This is a genomic window from Myroides sp. JBRI-B21084 (assembly GCF_030545015.1).
Lineage (GTDB): Bacteria > Bacteroidota > Bacteroidia > Flavobacteriales > Flavobacteriaceae > Flavobacterium.
Window position 1 is genome coordinate 1380237 of sequence record NZ_CP120653.1, and the last position, 24874, is coordinate 1405110.

The 24874-nt window shown below is 34.2% G+C and carries 24 protein-coding genes; 1 reads left to right on the forward strand and 23 read right to left on the reverse strand.

Annotated elements, in window-relative coordinates; all coding sequences use genetic code 11:
- Positions 1-39 precede the first annotated feature (39 nt).
- The 22 genes from P3875_RS06680 to P3875_RS06785 all read right to left on the reverse strand — a co-directional run bounded on the left by P3875_RS06680 (position 40) and on the right by P3875_RS06785 (position 23042).
- On the reverse strand, positions 40-768 hold the full coding sequence (locus tag P3875_RS06680; protein WP_303443182.1) for a DUF4184 family protein: 729 nt from the start codon (positions 766-768) through the stop codon (positions 40-42).
- A gap of 369 nt (positions 769-1137) precedes the next feature.
- Positions 1138-2667 carry a hypothetical protein gene (locus P3875_RS06685; protein ID WP_303443183.1) on the reverse strand — a complete coding sequence of 510 codons (1530 nt, stop codon included), beginning with the start codon at positions 2665-2667 and terminating at the stop codon, positions 1138-1140.
- Complete coding sequence (locus tag P3875_RS06690) at positions 2664-3698, reverse strand: hypothetical protein (RefSeq protein ID WP_303443184.1); 1035 nt, start codon at positions 3696-3698, stop codon at positions 2664-2666. The genes P3875_RS06685 and P3875_RS06690 overlap by 4 nt, the downstream gene beginning before the upstream one ends.
- Before the next feature lie 251 nt (positions 3699-3949).
- Entirely contained in the window at positions 3950-4261 is a 312-nt protein-coding gene (locus P3875_RS06695) for a hypothetical protein (RefSeq protein WP_303443185.1), read from the reverse strand.
- 435 nt (positions 4262-4696) lie between these two features.
- Positions 4697-5599, reverse strand: coding sequence for a hypothetical protein (locus P3875_RS06700; protein WP_303443186.1), 903 nt, complete (start codon positions 5597-5599; stop codon positions 4697-4699).
- 371 nt (positions 5600-5970) lie between these two features.
- Entirely contained in the window at positions 5971-7410 is a 1440-nt protein-coding gene (locus P3875_RS06705; protein WP_303443187.1) for a ligand-binding sensor domain-containing protein, read from the reverse strand.
- 205 nt (positions 7411-7615) lie between these two features.
- Entirely contained in the window at positions 7616-8176 is a 561-nt protein-coding gene (locus tag P3875_RS06710) for a DUF4274 domain-containing protein (RefSeq protein WP_303443188.1), read from the reverse strand.
- Positions 8177-8512: 336 nt separating this feature from the next.
- Positions 8513-9397: a hypothetical protein gene (locus P3875_RS06715; protein WP_303443189.1), complete on the reverse strand. Its 885-nt coding sequence runs from the start codon at positions 9395-9397 to the stop codon at positions 8513-8515.
- A 163-nt stretch (positions 9398-9560) separates the two neighbouring features.
- Positions 9561-11477 carry a DUF262 domain-containing protein gene (locus P3875_RS06720; RefSeq protein WP_303443190.1) on the reverse strand — a complete coding sequence of 639 codons (1917 nt, stop codon included), beginning with the start codon at positions 11475-11477 and terminating at the stop codon, positions 9561-9563.
- A 173-nt stretch (positions 11478-11650) separates the two neighbouring features.
- Complete coding sequence (locus tag P3875_RS06725) at positions 11651-12139, reverse strand: hypothetical protein (protein WP_303443191.1); 489 nt, start codon at positions 12137-12139, stop codon at positions 11651-11653.
- Positions 12140-12470: 331 nt separating this feature from the next.
- Positions 12471-13256, reverse strand: a complete 786-nt coding sequence (locus P3875_RS06730) for a tetratricopeptide repeat protein (RefSeq protein ID WP_303443192.1) — start codon at positions 13254-13256, stop codon at positions 12471-12473.
- A gap of 198 nt (positions 13257-13454) precedes the next feature.
- On the reverse strand, positions 13455-14438 hold the full coding sequence (locus P3875_RS06735; RefSeq protein ID WP_303443193.1) for an HNH endonuclease signature motif containing protein: 984 nt from the start codon (positions 14436-14438) through the stop codon (positions 13455-13457).
- Positions 14439-14453: 15 nt separating this feature from the next.
- Positions 14454-14870 (reverse strand): hypothetical protein, encoded by a 417-nt coding sequence (locus P3875_RS06740; protein WP_303443194.1) that lies wholly within the window; start codon positions 14868-14870, stop codon positions 14454-14456.
- A 408-nt stretch (positions 14871-15278) separates the two neighbouring features.
- Positions 15279-15986 carry a hypothetical protein gene (locus P3875_RS06745; RefSeq protein ID WP_303443195.1) on the reverse strand — a complete coding sequence of 236 codons (708 nt, stop codon included), beginning with the start codon at positions 15984-15986 and terminating at the stop codon, positions 15279-15281.
- Between the two features lie 137 nt (positions 15987-16123).
- Positions 16124-16525, reverse strand: a complete 402-nt coding sequence (locus tag P3875_RS06750) for a hypothetical protein (RefSeq protein WP_303443196.1) — start codon at positions 16523-16525, stop codon at positions 16124-16126.
- A gap of 420 nt (positions 16526-16945) precedes the next feature.
- On the reverse strand, positions 16946-17668 hold the full coding sequence (locus P3875_RS06755) for a hypothetical protein (protein ID WP_303443197.1): 723 nt from the start codon (positions 17666-17668) through the stop codon (positions 16946-16948).
- A gap of 187 nt (positions 17669-17855) precedes the next feature.
- On the reverse strand, positions 17856-18548 hold the full coding sequence (locus tag P3875_RS06760) for a hypothetical protein (RefSeq protein ID WP_303443198.1): 693 nt from the start codon (positions 18546-18548) through the stop codon (positions 17856-17858).
- 5 nt (positions 18549-18553) lie between these two features.
- Positions 18554-19579, reverse strand: a complete 1026-nt coding sequence (locus P3875_RS06765; RefSeq protein WP_303443199.1) for a ComEC/Rec2 family competence protein — start codon at positions 19577-19579, stop codon at positions 18554-18556.
- Positions 19580-19923: 344 nt separating this feature from the next.
- Positions 19924-20580, reverse strand: a complete 657-nt coding sequence (locus P3875_RS06770) for a hypothetical protein (RefSeq protein ID WP_303443200.1) — start codon at positions 20578-20580, stop codon at positions 19924-19926.
- Between the two features lie 392 nt (positions 20581-20972).
- Complete coding sequence (locus P3875_RS06775; protein WP_303443201.1) at positions 20973-22046, reverse strand: type I restriction endonuclease; 1074 nt, start codon at positions 22044-22046, stop codon at positions 20973-20975.
- Between the two features lie 217 nt (positions 22047-22263).
- Complete coding sequence (locus P3875_RS06780) at positions 22264-22695, reverse strand: hypothetical protein (RefSeq protein ID WP_303443202.1); 432 nt, start codon at positions 22693-22695, stop codon at positions 22264-22266.
- Between the two features lie 2 nt (positions 22696-22697).
- On the reverse strand, positions 22698-23042 hold the full coding sequence (locus tag P3875_RS06785; RefSeq protein ID WP_303443203.1) for a hypothetical protein: 345 nt from the start codon (positions 23040-23042) through the stop codon (positions 22698-22700).
- Positions 23043-23189: 147 nt separating this feature from the next.
- Here P3875_RS06785 and P3875_RS06790 point away from each other — a divergent pair, with 147 nt between their 5' ends.
- Positions 23190-23663, forward strand: coding sequence for a hypothetical protein (locus P3875_RS06790; RefSeq protein WP_303443204.1), 474 nt, complete (start codon positions 23190-23192; stop codon positions 23661-23663).
- 422 nt (positions 23664-24085) lie between these two features.
- Here P3875_RS06790 and P3875_RS06795 read toward each other — a convergent pair whose 3' ends face one another.
- Positions 24086-24865, reverse strand: coding sequence for a DUF3883 domain-containing protein (locus tag P3875_RS06795; RefSeq protein ID WP_303443205.1), 780 nt, complete (start codon positions 24863-24865; stop codon positions 24086-24088).
- Positions 24866-24874 lie beyond the last annotated feature (9 nt).

Here is a 24874-nt window from a genome sequence, read left to right on the forward strand (position 1 = left end):
ACGTCAGCCCGCCTGACGCAAAACCCGTGTTACCACCAGTTATTCTTCCTTCGTTCTTGTCAGCCACGGTGTTATTGTTAAAGAAATTAGTCCTTCGGAAATTGCTGTCACGATTACGTTTCCATATTGTTTGAAGTCAAGTCCGCTTAAAAGTCTTACTGTAACAATTGTCAAAGTTAGTCCTGTTAAAATTGCCCAATATTTAAAATTTACATTTTCGTTTTCAGTCGTGTTTGTTGGCAGTTTATAAATAGCAAAAGCAATTACAAGTCCACCCAGTAAAGTCGAAGAATGTTGCAATATTTTCAAGATTGGAATTTCTCTACCTAAAAAGTCAACAGAGTTTTGTAATGCCGGAATTGTCTGCACAAAATAACCGTGGTCATGAGTAAAACTGTCCCAAAAAATGTGCGAAGCTGCTCCAATCAAAATTGAAATTGTCACTACTAACCAATTTTGTTTGAAGTGTATGTTCCAGTCTAAATTCTTAAAAGTCGAAAATCGTGATTTTAAAAATGTCGGCAAGTTGTCGAATAAACTATCTCGAACAATGCTGTGAAAAATGAAAGCAAGCAACAAACCTAATGGTAAGTCGAACCAAAAAAGTCCGTCAATTGTATGGCTGTAATTACTCTTAATTCTCATTCTTAAAAAATATTCAAAGTCAGGTGTCAAACTGCCGATTACAAGTCCAGTCAATGAAAACCATTGTCGAGGCAAAAATGTCAACGGTAAAACTATGGCTGGGTGTGAAAATGTAAATGGCATTTTTTTGTTTGTCTGTTTGTTAATTAGTTTCTCTGTCGTCCTTTTATAATTGGTGGTAACGGGGCGGCGGCTTTGCGAAGTTCTTTTTCCGAGCTTGCTCGGAGAAAGGATTTAGCAAAATCGCATGATGTGCGAAGTTCGCGAAGCGACAAGCGCATCGTGCGGTGTAGGCGCCGCCCCGATGTGGCGAAAGGAGCGTAAGCGGATTTCGCCACATCGGTTTACCGCTTTGCGAAGGCGGGGATTTTTAGCACTAAACTTCATTAGATGCACAAAGCTTGAATTTAGCACTTCACTGTCATAGAAGCACGCCCCCCCGCTTTTGCAAAACGGCTGTTGGCAGCTGCCCTTCTTTGGTTGTCAAGGTTGTTACTCACAGTTACAAGTCGTTCCAAAAATTAGTTTATAAATTAATGTATCTGATAGTTGAGTCAAGTTATAGGTGATAAACAAGAACAATGTTGAACTTGCTAATAAAACTACAACAGTAAACCACATTCTGCTATATGCTTTTCTTTTTTTGTCTATAAAGTCAAGGTCTTGCTGAAATTCGGTGTCATTATTTAATATTTTCTTAATGTCGTCAGATTCTAATAAGTCAGTATATCTTTTTTTTAAGTTTTCATAACTATTTACAAAACGAGTTCTCTGAACTTTGATTTCCCATCTTGAAACGCAATAATAGATTAGTGAACCACTTAAAAAAGCTAAGGACAATATAGTAGCATCTAAAGAAAAAACATTTACAAAGTCGCCTTTACTTAGAACACGAATTACAATTGCAGAAATATAAAAGCTAATCAAAGCAAGAGTGCTTTTTTGAAAGCCACTTGCAAAGGTTTCTACTATTTTATTAGCTCTATTATTAAAGTCTAAAAGTTGGTCTGAAATTTTATTTCTAATTTCAATGTATTGCTTAATATTTTGTTTTTCATAGACTTTAAAGCTTGATTTTACTGATTGAAAAGGATTGCCTGTAAGGTTTAATTCGCCTGCCGTTCTAAAATGAAGGGAGATAATATTTCTAGACAGTCCAATTTTGTCAGTTAGATTACCACCATTGTAAACCCACTCAAAAATGTTGTAATATTCATCAAATTCTTGTAAATGTAATTTTGCAACATCTGAAGTTCCTTTTATTGACTTGTAACCATTGATTTTAAATTCGATTGAATTCCCAATTATTGATGTTATGTCAAATAGAAAAATGATTGAAATTAGATTTGCATATCTGTTCATCAATTCGTTTAACTCTGATTGGTCTTCATCTTTTAGGATTAATTTAAAGTCACTCGGTACTAAACAAAATTGTTCAACATTTCCAAAATGACATTGAGCCTTGAAATAATCAAAAATCTCTATTCTTTTTAAGTTTTCTTGAACGCTGGTATCTTCCGATAATGGTTCAAAGCGAATAGAGCTTGTATAGAAGGCTTTCTTAAGTCCGAAAATTTTAAGTCTAAAAAACTGTCCTAACTCAAATAGTTTAGAGAAGATTTGAAAAAATTGACTTACATCATAACCATTTAAAGTGCTTACAAAACATTGGAAGTCGTAAATTGTCCAAGAAGAATCCTTTACAGTTTTTCTAATTGTAACTACGATTGAAATAACTTCACCATCTAAATGTAATGCTTCTTGTTCTAGCCCTTTTATAAATCCTTCAAAGTCAATTTTGCTTGAATTTAAAATTATAGGGTCAGACTCTCCAAAAGTTACTGCAATATGAATAGAATCTCTATCCTGTAAAAAGGTAAACTTAGATTCAAGAAGTTCTTTCTCGACAGTTTGAAATAGACTAGCTTTCAAACTTGCCTTTAACTCCTGAATGTTCTCTGTTGAATTTTTAACAGAATAGTCAGGGAAAAGTGTTTTTATGAATTCATCGATGAATTTCATTGGTTGTTTACTTGTTCAAGGTTTTTGAAGTATTTGTAACCTTCATCAGATTTGATTTTTACATATTTCGCACCGTCACTTTCTTCAGTGGCAAAGATTGTATTGTCCGCAAAGTCACCTTTTATATGTAAGTCTATTTCAGGTGTTAGTTTTACTTTGCTCAAAAATCTCGCTTTCACTTTGTCCTTTATGATATTGAATTGATTGTCAAATGGCGAACGTGGTTTAGAGGGTAGTTCTCTAATTTTATCTTTTAAATCTGGTATTTTTAAATTGGTGTCATATGGTGTATAGTTTCCTATTGCATTATCTAAAAAGTCTTGTATTTCAAATCTGTCATTAGACCGGAAATACTTAACAGTACTATTTCTTAGATATGTGTAATCTTGGGGATGGTCTTTTTTCATCTTTGTGAATACCGCTTTGTCAATTGCGTCAAAAGCCTTTTCAGTATTATCTTCATCTGTAAAAACCATACTAAGTTCTAACAATTCTTTCCACCAATATTTTGTGTCAGACGGGTTAGTGTCGTAAACCAAAATCCCATCAATAGAATTGTCAGAATGCAGATTACATACAAATGCTTTAAATGCTTTTTTCTTAACAGGAAGTCCACGAGATAATTGATAATTTACTTCATTCAAAAATTCGTTGTGGTCGGCTTTACAAATAATAAATTTGTCTTGACCGTGTTCAGAAATTTTTGCTTGCACTAAAATGCCTTTTTGAATTGTAATGCCAAGTTTTGACATTTTTTCTTGAGCTTCAAATTCAACACTAAGAAGTCTATCAGCTATAATCTTTGTAATATCTGCGAATTCTTCATTGTTATTGATTCTTGTTATTTGTCCCCTTACTTCAGTTGTTTCTCTGTCAAAGAGAAACTGTCTGCCACTACTTCCCGAAATAACAACTCCAAAAAGTTCTTTTAAATATTCAACCAAGTCGTCACCATATGTTGAAGAGTCAATTACTTCAACATCTTCTTCGTTCAGGTCAATTTTAAAGATTTGAATTTCACTTATGTCCATAGTTTATTTTTTATTGTTATTGTTCGGTTCTGTCTTTTTAGGGTTGCTGCCAACGAAAAGGTATTGGCTGAAGTGCGGGCTAAATTAGACTGAAAAGTTCAATTTCGAGCAAACGAAGCCGATATTTTTTCGGTGAAACTAAATTAGGTAAAAAAGTTGAAACGAAAAATAGTGGCGACTAAAAAAGTAGAGTAGTTCAACGTAGACTTTCACCCCGCATTTCGCCAATACAATGTTGGCAGCAGTTATTATCATTTCTTTCGGTTGTCAATTGTTACTCTAAATTCGTCTGAACGTTCAATTGCGTTTCCTAAACTGTCAACCTGATACAAAAATAAATCGGTTTTACCTTGTTCGAGTTCTTTGTCTTTTATTTCTAAAAATTTAAAATTGGTCAAATTGTCTATCGTGTCTTTGTCCATAGTGATTTTGTTTTCGTCAATTCTGTAGGTTCCATAAAAATAATCACTTATTCCAATTGCTGAATTGTCAAAAATATATGTTCCGTCAGTTTTGAAGTCAATTCCTGTTCCGTTAAAGTCTCCATCATAGAATACTTTCAAAAGTGTCGGCTTGTTGAAGTTATTACCGATTCGTATTTCCAATATCAGATTGATTGCAATGAAAAATATGCTTAATAATGTCAGACCAAAATTCAGTAGTCGTCTTTCTGTCTTAAATGACTGAATGTCTTTGAAAATTGTCCAAACAAAAATTAGTGAGCCAATTAGAATAAGTCCCAACCATATTATTGCTTGAAAGAAAAATGTTTGGTATTTCGTTTTGTAGGTCAGATAAGTCAGAAGTCCACCGACAAAAAGAATTAAAATTAGTCTTACTATTTTCATTTACGTTCGGGTTTCGCTAATTGATGCCAACGTTTCGGGGGTTTGCGATGGCGGGGATTATTAGCACTAAACTTCATTCGGAGAACTGAACTTCCACCTTGCACAAATGTGTCTGCGAAGCACGGAACCCCCGCTATCGCAAACCCCTTGTTAGCGGCTGTTTTTTTCTTCATTGTTGTTGGTTCTTTTAGCTTTATAAACTGAATAAATTAGTCCGGCAGATACAGATAAAAGCGGTATCAGTATTACTAAAATTTCCAACGCACTTGTTCCATTGTTCCTATTTATACCTAAAATTTCTTTGAAACCTGCCGTGGCTAAAATATATCCTGCCACAGCAACAAGTTCTTCAACTGTATTAAGTCCTTTTTTGGAAGTAACAAGTCCATAAGTAAGTAATACGGTTAGAAGTAGAAAAATTACAGAACTAATCATTACAAGATACTTTTCTGTCGAAGTTCTTGTTAGTATAATGATTTCTTTATCCTTTTGGGAAAAAGAGAGTATTCTACCTGGAATTCTCTTTTGAACTTGAAAATTCAACTCGCAATACTGTCCGTTCACATACAAATCAACCAATGGTCTAATTTGTATGTCATCATATGGAAACCCATTCAAAGATGGAGCAATTGGTATTAGAAATCTGTCTGTCTCAAAACCAGAATAAAAATATCCGTAGGTATTTCGCCTTAAACTATCCGCAAAATTGAACGTAAAATTTAAACCTGTCGGTGAATAGCTATAGCCATCAATTAACCTGACCATAAACTGCAAAGTATCGGCTTTAAAGTTTTCAAATACTTCACTTCTGTTATAATTAATGGCTAATGATGATTCTATAGAATTTTCCTCGCCAACATACTTATGCAATATGAGTGTAATTGTCGGCAAATTGCTGGTTTGTTCTTTCCCAGAGTTAACCAACTTGAAAGATTGTGTTTCAATTAATCTTCCATATAGGTCTGAGTTCAGAACATTAACTGAAATTATCATTCCAAAAAATATCAGAGTGAGCAATGCAGCTAATGCTATAATATACTTGAGTCTTCTCATTACTTACTTAGCATTTGATTATTTACAATTTTGCTCTAAAAGTTGGTTTTAACACTGTCGCTATAGAATTGCCGCTAACGGGGCGGCGGCTTTGCTAAGTTCTTTTTCCGAGCTTGCTCGGAGAAAGGATTTAGCAAAATCGCATGATGTGCGAAGTTCGCGAAGCGACAAGCGCATCGTGCGGTGTAGGCGCCGCCCCGATGTGGCGAAAGGAGCGTAAGCGGATTTCGCCACATCGTTTTGGGTATTGCCGAAGGCGGGGAATTTTATTACAAAAGTTTAATTGAAGAACGAATGTTGAACTTTACACAAATGTCCAATCGAAGCCGTTCAGCCCCGCTTTTGGCAATACCTTGTTGGTAGCAGTATTTTTATTTTCGTTCAATTTTTACTAATCCTTGTCGAGTTGCTAAATATAAATTCCCATTGTCGTCAAAAGTCATTGTAGATATGTAAGAAGTGGGAATGTCTGAATTTTCATTATGGTAATTTTCCCAACCGTCTTTTAAATCATATCTCACTAAACCTGCTCTGTCAGTTGAAATCCAAAGAACTTTTTCAATTTTGTCGTAAAGGACGCAATTTGTGTGGTTAAATGGTATTCCCGAATTTTCTGTAGTAAATTGTTTGAAAGTTCCGTCTGCGTATCGAATTGCAATTCCCTCGTCATTATTTACTTTGCCTTTTTCTTTTCTATCAAACTCATAAAGTGTAAAGTAAAGGTTTCCGTTTTCATCTTCGTCCATAGATGTGATACATTTCCCTTTCAAAATGGTTTTTGTATTTTCAAAGTTTGTTACGTGATTGTTTTCGTCAATCATTGCAGTTCCGCTGAAAGTTCCAATCCAAATTCTGTTTTTTGAATCCCTTTTTGCAAATGTTACTCTATTTGACGGCAAATCTTTGAGCTTACTTTTATTTATGTTTGTCCATTTTCCGTTTTTGAATATTGTCAAACCTTCATCAGAGCAGAAAAATACTTCGCCTGTTTTTGGATTGTTAATTATCTCATAAGCTCCGTCAATTCCTATTTCCGTTGAGTCGTGTTTTGTCCATTTTGTATTGTCAAAACTGTAAATGTTTTTTGTTCCATAAACCCACTTAATATTGTTGTTGTCAGTTGCCAATGCGTAATAAGAAAAGAATTTTCCTTTGTCTGTAATATTTTGTTCAGCATTTTTAAATTCTTTGCCGTCAAATGTTACCAAACCTTCATCAACAGTTAGCCAAATCAAACCATTCTTATCAATAGTAATGTTGTCATTCATATTGTTTGGAAGATTTGAGTTTTTAGAGTTCCAAACAGTTATTTTGTAATTATTTAAGTTTTCGTTCTTGTAGTCATATGTTTTATTATAAATCTCTGGACTTTTCGCATTGTCAAACGATTTTTTGAACGCAGTCATATCAACTCGTTCAATCTGTCCTGAAATTTTATTGTCGCTTATTGCAAAAATCAGGTTGATGGAAGATTTTTCTTCTTTTTTTCCACTTGTAATTGCAGGTGTCCATTTTTTGAACTTGTTGAGTTCTTCAATTATTTTTTGCGAAATAGGACTGTTTGATTGGTCTGTATGGCTCAAAACACAAGCTCGTCCTTTTGCATCAACAAGAACTTGAAATTTTACTGCACCTTTAATTCCTTGTAAGTTTAATTCCTTGTTTAAGTTGTCTTGCAGTTTAGTAAATTCTTCTTGGTTGTAACCTGCTTTTGTATCACCACAATCAAGGCAAAATCTCTCAGTTTTGCAGTTGTCTAATTTTACAGGGAATAAGTTTTGTGCATTCAAATTCAATGTAAATGCTGTCAAAAAAATAAAAATCGTTTTTTTCATTTGTTTCTTGTTATATCTCTTTGTGGTGGGTAGCTCTAATATTGCTGCCAACGTTCCGGCGCTTGGTGAGGTTGCGAGCTTCCGAACCGATTATTTTCTGTTAAAGATAAAATTTCTTGCGAGAAATAAACGTGAATTTACTACAAAATTCGCAATCTCGCCAAACGCTTGTTGTATGCTGTTATTTTTTTCGTTTCAATCTTTTTTCAGCTCGTTTTGCTTCTTTTCGTTTTCGTTGCCATTCCCATATTTTATGCTGAATAATTCCAAGACTAATTATTGAAAATCCTTTAGTAGGTTTCTTGAGTTCTTCAGGAATATTCCATTCAGAATTTTGTTTACTCCAATCAATTCTTTTTTCTCTGTCAGTTGGATTATATTTTAAGTTTGACTTTTTAAATTCTTTATTGTTAAACTTTTCTACAATTCTTTTAAGCAACAAAAAGGTATCTTTTTCGTATTCCGAAATTTCACTTTCTGATTTCTCAAAGTAATAATCAGGTTCAGATGTCCAAAAAATAAGTGATGCAGTTCCTTTGTCACATTTTTTACTTTCAATTATCCATTTCAATATTTCTACACCATCATCCCAGTTATAATTTTCAGCAAGATAATATTGGTCTGTCGAATTTAGTTTTTCAAAAAGTTTAAAATTTGGTAAGTAATTTTCATCATCGCTATTAAATGAAAATTCAATAAAATTTTCACGGATAAATTTTTCTTGAGAAGGTAATATTATCATTTCGTTTTGTTTTCAGCGGTTTTCAAATATAATAGCATACAACGGGGCGGCGGCTTTGCGAAGTTCTTTTTCCGAGCAAGCTCGGAGAAAGGATTTAGCAAAATCGCATGATGTGCGAAGTTCGCGAAGCGACAAGCGCATCGTGCGGTGTAGGCGCCGCCCCGATGTGGCGAAAGGAGCGTAAGCGGATTTCGCCACATCGTTTTGCAGATTGGCGATGGGCGAGCTTTTCAGCACAAAAGTTTGTGCGGAGAACTGAACTTTCGGCTACCACAAATCTGTCAAGCGGAGACGAAACCCCGCCTATTGCCAATCTGCTGTTACCAGCTGGTTTTCTTATCGTGTTAATTCTATCCATACTTTCATTTTGTCTGGTAGCAAATGTGTCTGCTCGTATAAAAATTTCCTAATTGTGTCTGGTTCTATTGTCTGAACATTGGGTTTTATAGTCCCGTGATATTGTCCACTTGTTGCAAAAAGAAAAATATCAGTATCAAGTTTGTCGTAATCGTCAATATTTAAAGATGTCCAACCGCTTTTTACTTGCACTACAGCACTTTTACCTGTTTTCCTATGCTTTAGCTCAAATTCATAGGTCATTGTGTCGTCCTTGCATGAACTTGGAATTATATGGTAATCGTGAACTACTTGTAAATAGATGGCTAAAGCGTCCTCACAACCATCAGTTGATAGTAATGAAAAAATATCTTCGCCAGCGAGATTATCAACTTGGTAAAAAGTGCTGTTGCTTTTTTGATTGTAAACAATTTGAGAAAAATAATAAACCGTGTCATCGTCTATACATTGAACTGTTCTTGCTGGTCTAAAACTACTTACAACCTTTCCTGGAACAGCTTCTTCTGTTCCAATTTTTTTCCAATCACACTTGCGAACATTTATAATGTCAGCTTTTGAACATTCATCCGAAGTGTCATAATACCAGTCAGATGTTAACCTACCTAAGAAATAGTTGCCTTGCCAGTCTCTTGTCCAAATTAGGTCGTCTAATTGCATTCGGTTTTTCATTGCATTTAATGCAGTCCACCAACTAGTATCTCCATAATCACCTTTTGCAGTTTCATAATATTCGTCCCACGAAACTGGTTCGTTTTCATAGTCAATTTGCCAGCCAACTCCAACAATTCCTTTGTCCAAGCAAAGTTGTCGCTGGTCAACACCTGCCTGAGAGTCCGCCTTTAAATGTATTCGCCAAATATTCATAATTGTCTAAAAGTGTTTTGTTAATGTTTGTAATGTCGTTGTCCAAACTTGCTGGTAACGGTTTGCGGCTTGGCGTAGTGGCGGATTTTTAGCACAAAAGTTCAATCGAAGAACTACACTTGAACCTACCACAAAACTGTCATATGAAGCACTGCACCCGCCATTACGCCAAACCGCTGTTAGCTGCTGGGCTTCTGTCGTATATTTTGTCGATAATGAAGTCGTCATAAAATAGTATTTTTTCAATGTCTGTGTCCGAAAAAGTCAGTCCGTTGATTTTATATTCAAGAAATTTCAACATTTCTTTTCCTCTTTTAGCTATTTTGTCTTTCGTCCAAGTGTCGTGTTGGCTTATGTCTATTTCGTTGTAAGAACCTGTTCTAAATCGTTCCTTCTTATCCAACCAACTTTTATTGCCCAAAGAAGAGTTTTTTCCGTTTTTAAGAATTGTCAAGTTACCTAGTGAATTTATCAGAACTTTTCTTGCTTGTTCAATGTCCTCTTCTTGTAAGCCGTTTGTAAAACCATTTACTGTGTCTTGCCAATTGTCCCAAAATTGCTGTGGAATTACGTGTTCTATTGTTGTTTCTAAATAATCATCAATGGTAACTTTGTCGTTAGTTTCTTGTGCTTTATGTTTCAAGTGTTCTTCGTACTCAAACAAGAAATATTTTAATGCACCCCAACGATGAAAACCTTTATTTCCTCTTTCGTAAGTAAATAATGATTTAAACGATTGAATGATGTTAGGAACAGCAACGGCAGTTCCTAACAAGTTAGTTTGCTTTTGATTGATTCCTTCAATGGTATCTTCGGCATTGTAAATATCTCTCGCCCAATTTGCCGTTGTTCTTTCGTCCATAATACCAATTCCTGGAACACGATTTCGGAAAAGAATCTTTTCTAAATTCTCAAAAGTGATTGCGTGAATTGATGTGTCATTCGTTTGCTTCAAAATTGCGGCAAGGAATATTTTTATGTCTTTACGGCTTTCAAGAGTTAAAATGCGTTTTATCAATTTGGAATTGGAATTATGAATTTGATACCAAATTGGAGCCAACTCAGAAAGTTTTAAAATGTAATCGTCTATCTTTTTGTAAGAAATTGGTTCTTCTTTTTTGCCACTTTCGTCTAAATCGTATTTCTCGGGCTTGTTACAAAACATCTGAAAAACCTTTTCTTCTGCGACCTTCTCTGAAAATGTAGATTCAACGGGTTTCCTATACAAAGACAAGTGAGCCGATAAAAACACATCTTCGTCAAGAATCTGTTCTGGGTTTTGTGCTAAGCAAGTGTAGATTTTTCCCCAAGCATCGTTGATTTTTTTTCGTAATGCCTTTTTGTCTTCGTCTGGATTTGTAAGTTTTTCTGTTAGATAAATAAGTCTGTTTTTAAGTTTTTCAAGAGTTGAAAGCGGTTTTCCTCTATTGTTCATAGTTTCAAATACAGCTTGAACGTCTAAGTCTTTTTCTATTGTTCTTATGTCAAACTGAAGTGAGGTTGTAATCTTCTTGAATAAAATGTTTTTTTGAGAATCGTCAAGTGTTGCAATTTTGTCTTGAAAGAATTTTTTCGCAAATGCTAAATTTTTGGTGTAATGGTTTAAGTGTCCTTGATTAAGAACAATTTTATTGTCCTCAAAAATTGAATGGAGCAAAAAGTTGAAGTTTTTGTCAGAAGAAGCGTAGCTAAACTTATAGACTTTACTCTCTCCCGACATATTGGATTCATAAACAAATGTTTCTATTAGTTTTTCCTTTTTCTTTTCAGCATAACCAATTTCAGTTGCTTTCAGTAATTCAAAAAGTAGAATGCTAATAGAAGTTAATCTTTGTTGTCCGTCAACTACATTGTAAAATTTAACACCTGAAAGCCACTTTTCAGCTTCTGTAGGATTGGTTTCTTCAAGGTAAATTGTTCCCGTGTAGTGTTTTTTTAATTCGTCATCTACAGCAGGAATTTCGTCTAAATCGTCCCAAAGTTCATTTAATTGTTTTTCCTGCCAAGCATAGCCTCTTTGGTAGTCGGGTATGCGAAATATTCTTGTGTTAAATAAGTCTGTTAAATTTATTGCTGACATAGTTTAATGTTCAAATTTCTTTTTGTTGGTTGCCGTCATAGCCTTGCAGCTAACGTTTCGGAGCTTTGCGTTCGGGCGGGTTTCGGAGCGCAATGTTTCAATTTATTACCAATGTTCAATAGAAGCACAAAGCTTCAAATTTGCACGTCAGCCCGCCTGACGCAAAGCCCGTGTTATGGGCTGTTTTTTCCTTTCTTGATGATGTTCCCTTCGTTGTCATAAATGGTTGTATAGTCGTCATTGTAAGTTCGACTTGTCACGCCAAGTTTGTCAAGCAGAGCATTTGCTTTAAGTCTTGTTGCAACCCAGGCTTCGTGATTGTCGATAAATTCCCAGTCCCAAATTTCAGAAGAAATGTCGTCTGTCCATTTTTTAAACTGTAGCAACTCGTCTTTGAAAGATTTGTCAATTAAGCCATTTCGGAAAATTGTGTCGAAACAAACTGGAGTGAACGCGTAGTCAATTTCTGATTCAAGTTCAGTCATTGGATTAAATACAGGTCCAGCAAGTTCTTCCAAATCTTTTGACGTCAACGAAAAAAGAATTATCGAGTTTATCAAGTTTGAATAATAAAAATCAACGTGTTTGTCATATTCAATTGCCTCATTGTCGACTGATAAGTTGTCTGTCGATGTAGGTTTAATGCCAAATATTGATTTCAAGTTTATTTTCATTGCTGTCGGTCGTCAAAATAGCCCATAACGGGGCAGCGGCTTTGCGAAGTTCTTTTTCCGAGCAAGCTCGGAGAAAGGATTTAGCAAAATCGCATGATGTGCGAAGTTCGCGAAGCGACAAGCGCATCGTGCGGTGTAGGCGCCGCCCCGATGTGGCGAAAGGAGCGTAAGCGGATTTCGCCACATCGTTCCGGCGCTTGGCGAGGTTGCGAGCTTCGGAACCGATTATTTTCTGTTAAAGATAAAATTTCTTGCGAGAAATAAACTTGAATTTACTACAAAATTCGCAATCTTGCCAAACGCTTGTTGTGTGCAGTTTTTATTTAAATTCGTTTAACATCATTTCAGATAAGTTAGTTTTGTCTTCTATCTTTTCAAATACTTTTTTCGCTTTTTTGATTATTTTTTCGTCATTATTAGACTTTCCAATTTTTATTAAACTGAAAGCATAATTCATTCGATACTCATCATTTTTAGTGATTTTACCACTCATTTTTTCAAATGCTTCAATACTTTCAATATATTTTTCATCTCTTGTTAGGAGAATTCCTTGGGTAAAATAAATTTCATCTCCAATATTTATTCCTTTTTCTTTGAATTTACGTATTGCAATATTTAAATTTTCTAAACCATTTTTTGTGTCACCAATAAAAATTGAAGTTGAAGCTATACCATAAAACCCTTCGGCACTTTCTGGGAAATATTCTTTCATTTCATTATATTTCTTTCTTGCAAGTTTAAAAGAGCCCATTTTAGAAGCCATAAAAGCTAAATTTTGTTTGAAAATTAAATTCTTATTGCTCAAACTATCTGCCATGTAGTAATACGTCAAAGCAGCTTTGTCCATATTTGAAAGTCTATATGTGTAACCAGCGAAAAAATATGCGTCGCAAAATGTGCTATCCTTTTTTATTAAATCTAAAAATAATCTATTTGCCCCGCCAATGTATAGGTTCGCTTTTATGCAATCTATTCCTAATTTAAAATTTTCTTTAGATTCCTTATCATTTGGAATTGGACAAATTGTATAATTTCCATTAAAATAATCTACTTGAGAATTACACAATTGTGATATAAGTAAAATAAATAATATGTAGTATTTCATATTTGTATGTTTTAATTCATTCTGATTTTTAGCCTTTTAGGGCAAATTGCACACAACGGTTCGGGGCTTTGCGTTCGGGCGGGATATCGAAGCACAAAAGCTGGTTTTATTACTAATGTTTAATTGAAAAACTGCCGTTGAATTTTGCACTTCAGCCCGCCTGACGCAAAACCCTTGTTAGCGGTTCGGCATTGTGTTTTAGCAATAGTCGTCAATTGTATCAGCTCCTGTCCATTCAAGTCCTTGTGCAAGAGTAAACTGTTTTTCTGCACCATCTTTCTCGAAAAAAGTCCCAAGACTATTATGAACGAAAACGTTGTTCTGATAGGTTATCTCTGCCAAAGAATAAGGTTTTATCGGGTTTTCATCTCCACTTTTACACATAATCCACAATGTTTTTTCGTCATTTGAAATTGTATAACGTTCAATTATTGAACTTGTATATTGATTTCGGGAAAATACGTTCTCTGTTTTCAAATTTGCACAATAGTCAGCAATTGGATTAAGTGAATTTTCTTGTGGGCAACAAGGAAATTCACTTGGTGTTTTCCAATTTCGGACCTTTTGAACAGCATTTGGGGTTAGCGAATTTATAAACTCTAATTCTTTTTCAACATAGTCAGTAGTTTGTCTTGATATGCTTCTATTAAATATCCATTCTCCCAATGAACCACCTTGTAATGGCTTATCTTTTTCTGCCCAAGCCAATAATCTTTCTTTACTTGCTTGTGCTTCTTCACGACTTACTGCACACATCCATTCATAATTTGGTTCTTGGAATTTGTCCCGAAATTTTGAAGGGTCGGCAAGAAATACTTCGACACTTCCGCAAACTATTTCAATACGTTTTGCTGTAATTGGATTAAGCAAAATATTTTCTAATCTTGTTACCCAACGTAGGTTGTCTGGGCGGTTATTTTGTTTGTTTGTGTCTATGTGGTCAACAACGTGTTCCTTTGTTGGCGGTTCTCCGTGAAATGCAGTCGCAACTATTCTATGAATACGAATTGATGCAATTTCCAAATAACCTGTCTTGATGTTTAGTTTGCCAAAAGTCCATTTATTGTCTGTTGGGCGTGTTCGTTTGTTTATTGGCGAGTGTCTTAATACTGCACCATTATCCCGAACAGAGTAATACTCGTCCTTGTATAAGCATTTGGCTTCTTGTTCAAAATCGTCCAAAGAAATCATAGTCGACTAATCAATTGGTTTAATAACTGAAACAATACCCCTTTTCTTGGTCTCCAAAGACCATTGAACTTGAACTACTATTCCACTAATTTGGTCAAGCAATAGAAAATTATACATATTTTCAGTTGGATAAAGGGTAAATCTCCCATTAACTTCTTCTTCTTTGTCAATAAGAGCTAGAGAATTTAAGACTAATTCACCAGTAGTGCTATCATCTTTTACAGAAAAATGGACTTGCCACATTTTTCCATTTCTTGTGTCTAATTTAATAAAAGTCCAATAGTTTTGAGTTGGAAAAAGTTGGTAAATGGCATTTTCAGAATTTTTTTTCTGTTGAACCGTATTGGTTGGCTTAGTTTGAGTTTGTCCAAACGAAATAGTTGTAAATAGTAAAAATGCTAATGTAAAAAAAACAGTCTTCATTTTGTCTGTGTCGTTAAGTGCAGGGTCGTTGTATGCTGACCGCTAACGGGGCGGCGGCTTTGCGAAGTTCTTTTTCCGAGCAAGCTCGGAGAAAGGATTTAGCAAAATCGCATGATGTGCGAAGTTCGCGAAGCGACAAGCGCATCGTGCGGTGAAGGCGCCGCCCCGATGTGGCGAAAGGAGCGTAAGCGGATTTCGCCACATCGGTAAACGGCTTTGCGATGTGCGGGTTTGATGCAACTGAAAGTTGTATTAAAACTGCGCTAAGCAAAGACTTTTTCTATGAACTAAATTAGAAATAAAAAGTGAAATAGAAAAGTCTTTTGCGTATAAATTTTGCAAAAATTTCAACGCAAGAGACTTTCATCCCGCATATTGCAAAACCGATGTTATCTGCAGCCAAATTTTTCATTTTGTTAGTTTTTTAAGGTCTTTTACTACAAAAAAGTCACTGAATAGAATAGGAATATTTAATTTATGATTTTCTTTAAGCATTGTAAAATATATTTTATTTTCCTTTACAATAAATATTCGGCTTATTTCGTGACTTGAATTTATGCTCATTGAATTTGGTATGTTGTAAATAATTAATCCATTTGAATTTCTGCGTATTTCATAGCCGTCTTTTAAGCAGTAATCTCGAATAATTTCAGCGTTTTTTTCTTCAGAATTTCGGGTTACAATTTTGTGAAATTTTTTTTCACGTAATTTTTTATAAATAGCAAAAGCTGAAAAAATTGTGAACGCGAATGGAATGTAATATTCAGGTCCATTATCTGATTTGTAAGGGTCAAAATAAATTAGAAACGGTAGAATTGCGCCCCAAAGAAAAAATATACAAAAGATAATGGTGTCAATCTTGTCAAACCAATTTTCTTGAAAAACTAATTTTTCTTCTTCAATGCTTCTGCTTTTATTTAAGTTCTTTAGGTTACGCATTTTTGGATTGGTTGCAGATAACGGGGCGGCGGCTTTGCGAAGTTCTTTTTCCGAGCTTGCTCGGAGAAAGGATTTAGCAAAATCGCATGATGTGCGAAGTTCGCGAAGCGACAAGCGCATCGTGCGGTGTAGGCGCCGCCCCGATGTGGCGAAAGGAGCGTAAGCGGATTTCGCCACATCGAGCAGGGCTTTGCGTTCGGGCGGGAATTCAAAGCACTTCCGATGATAAATTTACTAAAGTTTATTTAATATTTAAAAGTTGAATTTTGTACTTCTGCCCGCCTGACGCAAAACCCATGTTGGCTGTAGTTTTTTTATTCATTCTTTCGTCTTACTTTTTTTATCACAAACCCACAAATAAAGATTGTCGCTGAAAACGTTAAGGCAAAAATAAACCCTGTTATAAATGCAAAATTTCTGCCAGTGTCACTTGTGATTTTCCGCATTGCTTCATTCTGCTCATTTGTAAGTTCTTTACCTCCAAACATTCCATCTTTGTCAAGGTCGTAACGATTTAAGTCCCATTGATAATAAATACTGTCGAACATTGCAGTTCCAACAATGAGTAAATATAAGCAAAGAAAAATTGTTATGGAAGTCCATAAAAGTTTATTATTTGCAAATAATGTCTTTCGTTTTAGAAGTATTGTCAATAGTCCAACTATACAAAAAAAAGTCGGAATGGCTAAATGATATGGAATTGTCAACTCGTCCATAACTTTTAAAACTGTTGATTTCTTAATATCAACCAAGCAATAACATATAATGTAAACAATACAAATGAAAGTCCAATAGTCAAAACCAAAGTGAATGAAATTGCATTTTTGTTTTTTAGTTGTGGTCTAAATGTCAAAATTAGTTTTCTGAAAATGAAGTATAAAATTCCTGTCACTGCTAAAAGTGTCAAGTAACTCAATGGGTGAATTGATGTTATGAAAGTCAAAAGTTTGTTTATGAAATATTCAATTCTGTCCATAGTGTAGGTCTTCCAAAATTACAGCCAACGGTTCTGGGCTTGGCGAAGGCTGGGAGTTGAAAGTAATAATGTTCAATTAGTTACCAAAGTTCATTAAAAGTGCAAATGTTCAATGTTTTACTATCGCCCAGCTTTTGCCAAACCCGTGTTGGCAGTAGTGCTATATTTCATTTAGTTCTATTCGCATCAATTCAATAATTTGGTCTTTAATGTTATTTATAACCATTGCAGAAATTTCGATTTCTCTTTGGTTGGCTTTCATTTGTGCCTGATTATTAGTAAGCATTAGAGATGGCAATGAACTCATTATTTTATTTGAGACTTCCATAGACTTGTCATATGCTAGGTTAAGTATATCTAGTTTATTTAAAATTTCGTCACTTGCGATTAATCTAATGGTATTTGTTTCTTGTTTAATCTTAATTAAGTCTTGACTAGCATCAAATGTCAGTTTTTGTATTTTTTTAGACATTGTAGTAATTGCGTTAGTTTCATTTCTTTTATTATTCTGACTTGAAGCATTTAAGTAATTTCTGTTGAACTCGTCTAAAATGGGCAATAGTCTTTCTTGGTTTTTTACATTATTCTCCCTTGTAAATTGGTCAAGTAATTGAAAAAATTTTAAGTAATTTTCTTTTTTGCTTTCATATTGATATTTTCTTTTTGTAATATTAAGTTGATGCTCTCTTTTAATTTCTTCCAATTCTCTATTGTATTGAGATTTTACCTGTTCTGTTTGCTCTACAATCTTTTTATTTTCAGACCTTAGAGCTTTTAGCTTTGCTTTCTCTTGAATGTAAGATTTGAAAAATAGCAATGTCGTTGTAATAAGTCCGCCAACTATGTAAAGAAAATAAGGTTGTAGTTTGTTAATAATTTCCATATGTTGTTTTGGGTTCTGGCATTACTGCCAACGTTTTTCGGCTTGGCGATGTGGCGGATTTTTAGCACAAAAATTCAATAGAATTACCGCTGTTGAACCTTGCACAAATGTTTCACAGAAGCACTTCAGCCGCCATATTGCCAAACCGATGTTATGCGATGGCCTTTTTCTTTCGTCCGCTTCCATGTCAAATTGTTAAGAATTGTTCGTAAAGAATTTTTGCATAATATTTTCCGTATCTGTTTATAATTACTTTGCTAAGTATAATTGGTAAAAAGTATATTGAGGTTAAAATGAAACCCAAATTTCTTGTCGCAATGTCGCCAGTGTAATATGAAGAAATAAGAATAATTAGTGAGATTGCAAACGCTAAGAATGAACCACCAATTAGGTTTCTGAAAAAACCATATTCAATATTGTGTTGTAGTAGTAAAGAGTTATCTCTTAGAACATTTCTAATCTGAGAAACAGTTGTCGCAATTAGTTTTCTTGCTCTTGGTTCGTCTGCCGATTCTTCAATTGAAGAAAGTAAAGTAATGTCAAACTTGTTTTTTATTTTTTCGTCAATTTTTTGCTTTATGCTTATTTCAAGCTCATTGTTTGATTTAAGTAATAAGTTGGTTGTTGGCATATTAATTTCGTCCTTGAAATAAAGTCTTTGAAATATCTCTTTGGATAAGAACCGATTTATTTGAACTAGCAAAAAAATTATTGCACCTGAAAAAACCAAATCGGTGATTATTGGAAGTGCTGTGTAAATATTTTCGAGTTTATCATGATATAGTGAAGCAACAAAATTGTTGTAAAGAATTAAAGCTGGTATTGATGTCAATACCGTTGGAAACAATCTAGCTTTTAAATAGTATGTGTTTACAGCCATAACTTTTATGCATTTAATTGTCCGAGTAAATATGCTTTATGAACGGAATTATAAGTAGGAGCAGTCCAATTACGTTTAGGATTTAATCTAAAGTCTTTTGCAAACTCAAAGTTCTTTACAAAAATTTCAATTTGGTCAAGAGCAATATCTAAGATGACATAACCTGCCTGATTATTTGTTATCCGTGTCTCAGGATATTTTTTGTATGCTAAATGCTCAGAACTTGCATTTCCAAATAGTGTTACTTTAGGTTTAAGGGTGTCTAAAAAATCATAATTCCTACTCGAATCTCTCCCATGATGTGGTGCAAACAGGATATCAACATTGGAAACATCACTTTTATGATTTTTCAAAATGTAATCCCAGGAATCATTGTGAGTATCTCCAGCTAATAGTATTTTCCATTTACCACCGTTCTTTTTTGGTGGAGTGAACAATATTGCATAGGAAGAATCATTATAGTCTTCCGTTTCATTGCCTAGTTTAACCAGTTCCGCAGTCGGACATAAGATTGTAATGTCGTCTTCGTTGAAATACAGATTATTCGTTTTCGAGAAATATGTAAGTCTTTTGGTAGTTGTAACTTTTCCAGCTCTTAAATTTGTGTAAAATTTCCAGTCTTCTTTGTTATAGCCTGCAAAGAATCCAGTCAAGTCTATGTATTTATCATTATCAGTATCCCATGTATTTGTAATTTCAAATTCATCAAACAAGTCTTTTATGCCATCTAAATGGTCCATGTCTGGATGAGAGATTATAAACCTAAAAATATCATTGACCTTTAGTTTGTTTTTCAAATAGTCGATTGGATTGTCAGGGTCTTTCTTTTGATGATAATTCTTCTTGTCTGATGGAACAAAAGTTCTATTCCGCATTTCTTCTCTTTCTTTTGACGCTTTTACAGCTTTTTCTTCTGCTGTATCTTCGTCATTGTAAGCGTTACTTACATCCATAACTGTAACACGTCCAGAGTCATGTTGGATTATGTTACAATCTCCTTCAAGAACATTTAAAAAATGAATTGTCGCCATATTTCTTATTTGTCAGTTTTATGTTGTGATGTCGGTTTTAGGCTTTCGCATAACGGGGCGGCGGCTTTGCGAAGTTCTTTTTCCGAGCAAGCTCGGAGAAAGAATTTAGCAAAATCGCATGATGTGCGAAGTTCGCGAAGCGACAAGCGCATCGTGCGGTGTAGGCGCCGCCCCGATGTGGCGAAAGGAGCGTAAGCGGATTTCGCCACATCGTTTTTCGGCTTGGCGATGTGGCGGATTTTTAGCACAAAAGTTCAATAGAATTCCTGCTGTTGAACCTTGCACAAATGTTTCATAGAAGCACTTCTGCCGCCATATTGCCAAACCGATGTTAGCGGAAGTTTTTAATTCCACGGATTTTTATGTTTAATTAATTCTGTCAATTCGTTTTCAATTCTTGATACAAGTTCTTTACCTGCAAATGTTATTGTCCCTTCGTGGGAAATATAAATTAACCAACTTGTTTTGAAGTCACTATATGCTGATTCAATCCAATCAATGTCAAACGATGAAGTCTCAACTTCGTAGTTTATATTATCTTCTGTCAGTAGAAAAATTCTATCGCCTGAAATTGATTTTAATATATCAACTATTTTCTGAATGTCTTCAGGTTGGAATAAGTCGTCTTCAAAGTAAATTGTCTGAACAGAATTTTTAGTTTTAGAAAGTGGTTCCCAATAATAATTTTCGTCTTTCCAAGAGCCGAAATCAAACGTGTCCTTTAATGATTTTTCAAGACTTTTAGATTCTTCATTTTTTAAACGTCTTTCAAAAGAAATGGTTAAATCGTCTGAAAGTTCATTTGTATTTAATTTGTTTACAAAATTGATAAAGTCGGTCTTAATTCTGTCAACCATTTTCAAGTGTCCAATCTTGTCAAAAACTTTGGTTCGTTCGTTAAACTCTGCCAAACAAGTTGTCAATATTTCATCTTTGATTGTGTCAATACCGTCCTTTCGCCCAACAAAAAAGTCAATGCCGTTTTTTAGTCCTGTTACCATATTTTGGTGTGTGCTATAACCTTCCGAATAAAGTTTCAGAATATATTCTTTTGTCTTGTTTACTATTTTTTCGGTGTCGGTCATAAAATTTCCGCTAACGGGGCGGCGGCTTTGCGAAGTTCTTTTTCCGAGCAAGCTCGGAGAAAGGATTTAGCAAAATCGCATGATGTGCGAAGTTCGCGAAGCGACAAGCGCATCGTGCGGTGTAGGCGCCGCCCCGATGTGGCGAAAGGAGCGAAAGCGGATTTCGCCACATCGGTTTACGGCTTGGCGATGTGGCGGAATTTTAGCACAAAAGTTCATTAGAATTACCGCTGTTGAACCTTGCACAAATGTTTCATAGAAGCACTTCAGCCGCCATATAGCCAAACCGATGTTAGCAGTAGCCGTTATTATTCATAATTTTTAATTGTCGAATGTAGTTCATTTTTGAAATCATAAATTTCATCTAACGAACCAATTAATTTTTTCTCACCATTATCTTTTCCATTATTGAAAAGTTCAACGTATTTATTTGACGAATTAAAATGAAGTCTACATATTGGTTTTCTGTTATTATCGTCTAATAGTATTCCAAAATAAGATTGTGTATCTCTAAATGCTATTCTTGAAGATGGAATCACTTCTCTTAAAATTGCTTTTACAATTTGAGATGCTTCCACTTCCTCTTCGGTAGTTATAAATTTTGGAATTTCTGAATTTGCATCAACAGATTCAATTTGCTCTACAGATTTAGAAGGAACATTTTCATTAATGTTCAATGCATTTTTCAGTCTATAATTTATTGAATCATTTATGGAATTTGAAAACGCTTTTCTTGTATATTCTTTGAATGTTACAAGTCTTGATGCTGTCATAGGTTTGTCAAAAAATCGGTTCACTAATAACCGAACAATTTCATCTGATGGCTCTTGAAGTTCCTTCTCAAATTCGTTTCTGATTGCTTTAATATATTTTAATGCTTCCGCAGAATCCAAAATTTCTTCTAAATTGTACCCATTTTTAGAGAATTTTTCAAGGATTTTTATATTCGAATCTTTTATGTTTGATAAATCCAATGTGAAAAATGGCTTGTCGTCCATTATATTTGGTTTCTCTAAATCAGAATAAAAATTATACTGATGTCCATTTGTCAAAACACCAAATCTTGATTTGGAAACGTGATAGTAACGATGTAATTGCGAATTATGAGCATCAACATTTTCTTTCCAATGTTTGCACTCAATAATTAAAATTGGTTCGTTATCTTTTTTAATTACATAATCAATTTTTTCACCTTTTTTAGTTCCTATGTCGCAAATAAATTCTGGAATTACTTCCGTTGGATTAAAAATATCATATCCAAGAATTTGAATAAACGGCATTACGAATGCATTTTTAGTCGCTTCTTCTGTGTTAATTTGGTCTTTAAGTTGGTCAACTCTTTGATGTAATTGTTCAAGTTTAATTTTCAAGTCTGATTCCATAAAAGTTTTTATATTAGGTGTTTTTAATTATTTCAATGATTTATATTTCTCTGAGCGTTTTTTCTAATACGGTTACTGCTAACGTTTTCGGGCTTTACGAGGTTTGGGGAAAGCCAGTCCCAATTTTCAAAAAATTCTAAATGTTTGTTACAAAAAATCAACTTATTTTAATCACAAAAGCCCAAATCTTGTAAAATTATTGTTAGCAAATCGGCTTTTATTCTATAACCTCTACATTCATAGACCTTGCATAATTTTTTAATCCATTATCGAAAGTTACTATAATGTCAGTCTTTAGTGTTGTATCTTCAATCATTTCTTTAATAATTTCATCTACTAAACTTATGTCGTAATTTACAAATGAAAATTGTTTAAAGAAATTTTCTAAAGCTTTTTTGCGGTATTTTTCATCATATACTTTTTCATATTTCTGTTTTGAAAGTTCAGTTTCTAAATGAAATCTTTGTCTACCTTTTCGAGAAAGTTTTGAATTTAAAAATTCATATAATGTGGGGAAAGGTATTATAATTTTATAATTGTTTCCGTCTATTAACTTTGTAATATGTTTGACAACATTTTGCTTCTCTTTCTCTTTTTCAGGGTTACACAAAGCTATCCAATACCCTGTATCAAGTAATATTGTTTTCATCTTTAGAATGGTAAACTATCATCAACTTCTTTTTCAGCGTATCCATCCCAAACAGGTGTCTTTCTTTGTCCAACTATAAACTTTCCGCGAGGTGTTCCATCAATACTGTGAACAATCACATATATTCTGTCACTTTTACTGAAAGTAATTGTTTTGTCTAAATCTTCTTTTAACTGCTTAAACTTATCTTCGTATTCTATATCAGTACCTTTGAAACTATATTCAAAAAAGCAATTTGAATTACCACAATCTATTGCTTTATTTGTATCTAAAAATATATATAAGTTGTCGTATTCGCCCCTAATCCCTAAATCGTAGTTTAAAATAACAAAATTTGAGTAATTCATTTTATTTTTTTTTAAATTTAATATTTTTCTTTACACTTGGTAGTGAGTTGAGTTTATCTTGATTGCAATTTAGTTATTTTTTCTTACTTTCGTCATTCTAATTTATTCTTTATGTACAAACTTTTAGCGGGAAGTAAAATACGTTTCTTGGATGACGTATTAAGTTTTCTTGAGTCAAGTGTCGAACAACAAGACGAAGATATAATAGCTTCAAAAACTTGTTACAATGAACACAAAGATAAAATATTCGGTATAATATATTCATTTAAACCTTTTTTAACAAAAAATAAAGAACGCCTTTATTTAAGAGTTGCAATGTTACATTTAGAGAAAGAAGGTTTAATTTACAATTATCCTAACCTAAAGAATACCGAAGTACCAGTTTACCTTATAACCTATTCAGGTTTAATATTGGTCAGAAATGGTGGCTACTGTAAAAAAGTAGTGTTAGACCGACTTAAAGAATTTTTACAAAGGTTAGCTTGGGTATTTGCAATAATAGGGTTATTATTAAATGCTTATATATGTCGAGATAAACTTACTTCCTTCTGTACTTCCACTCCTCAAGAAGAGCAGGTAAAAGAAGTTCAACAAGAAAAAACCAAAGTAGTCCAAGAGTAAAAACTATAACTCCAAGAAAAGCTATTCTATAATCTAAATTTAACATTTGTCGAGTTTTTTATTTCAAAACTTCACAAACTCTTTTACCAATCTTCTTTCTGCGGAATTTTTGGTAAGCTGTTTGCTAACGGGGCGGCGGCTTTGCGAAGTTCTTTTTCCGAGCTTGCTCGGAGAAAGGATTTAGCAAAATCGCATGATGTGCGAAGTTCGCGAAGCGACAAGCGCATCGTGCGGTGTAGGCGCCGCCCCGATGTGGCGAAAGGAGCGTAAGCGGATTTCGCCACATCGGTTTGCAGCTTGGCGAAGTGGCGGAAATCAAAGCACAAATGTTCAGTTTTGCACAAAAGTTCAATCGAAGTACTGCCGTTGAATTTAGCACTGAACCCGCCATTTTGCCAAACTGCTGTTAGGCGTAGTGCTTTTTATTTCGGTGTTACTTGCCAAGTAATTGTGTCAAAGTTGAAATTTGAGAACAATTCTGTTTGAGTTATTATTCTAACATCGCCACGTCTTGTTTCTCTGTTAAAATTGTAAACTCTATAAATAAATGCAGAATCTCCATATTCTTCAAAAAAATGTCTTTCGTTTTTACTCATATAAAATGGCTGATTAAAACCACCACTTGTAGTTTTTACTTCAATATAACGAGGTGAACCGTCATCATTTATTGAGGAAATATCATAACCAAGACCGTCTCCTTGCAAACGGCTTAAATGCTGAACATTTTGTGTCGCATTTGTTCTGTCTATTACAAGTGTTTCGATTAAACGGTCTATTTCAAACTCTAATACAAATTCTTCGCCTTGGTCTCCAATTTCATTATTTCTGTCACGTGCTTTTTCCCAATCAACTTTACGAGCAATAAAGCGTCTTGTTTTTTCCTTTATTGTTGTTACTTCCGCAGGTTGAATAACAGCTTGTGAAATAGGGTTAATTAAAGAAAATTTAGCTGGTCGAAAATTCTTGTCAAGTATAAAACCTTCATCGTAGATTTTTATTGTTTCTGTTTGGTGAGCAACAATATTTCCTATTCTTTGAATAATAAGAACTTCGTTTCTTGTTGCAGAAGGTATATTGTCCTCTTCACTAAATTCTAAAACTGTATGCAATAGATTTTTAACTTCTGAGGTGTTTAATTCACCATAAACGGTTAATAACGGCTTAATCGCTCGTCTTATCTGTGCTTCTGTATGTGCTGCCATTATTATTTT